We start from the raw sequence: 570 nt of genomic DNA on the forward strand, positions 1-570 counted from the left end.
ACCAGCTTTAGTCTTGGCTTGTGTAGCAACGTCTTCTATTGTTAAAGCCCTCTGCTCTACTCCTTCTGCTGTCCTTTTGGCTCCCTCAGCTGTATTCTTGACATGATCAACCGATTGCTTAAGACCATGAGCTACCGACAGGGCTTTAGACGCCGTTTCTTTTGCATCACCGGCTACCGAAGAGGCTCTATCAGCTGTCATCTTGGCTTCAGAAGCTGTCGTGAGAGCTTGCCCACTGCTCGCTGCCGCTGTTTCTGCAGCATTCTTCACCTCGCCCGTCACCTGCTTGGCATCATCAAAAGCGCTCTTGATTTGTTCGGAAAGTGTTTTTGCATCTCCTGCCGTTGCCTTGGCTTCTCTTGCCTCTGTCAAAGCTGTCTCTACTGTGCTTTGAACTTGTGTCACTCTTTGAGAGCTTTCCGTGACCGTTGTCGCCACTCTATCGGCTGCACCTTTAGTATCCGCCGCAATACGCTTGACTTCTTGCGCTAACCTCTCAGCCGCTTCTGACATCATCTTAGCATCTTCTGAAGAGGTTTTCGATAACTCTGATGTTGTCTTGGCGGCATT

1 pseudogene is annotated in these 570 nt (G+C 49.8%); it reads right to left on the minus strand.

The features are described 5' to 3' along the window. A pseudogene (locus tag ACFIMI_RS09820) lies at positions 1–570 on the minus strand (hypothetical protein); the annotation flags it as partial.

This window comes from Bartonella sp. AP4SXKL (assembly GCF_042195845.1).
In the GTDB taxonomy this organism is placed as follows: Bacteria; Pseudomonadota; Alphaproteobacteria; order Rhizobiales; family Rhizobiaceae; genus Bartonella.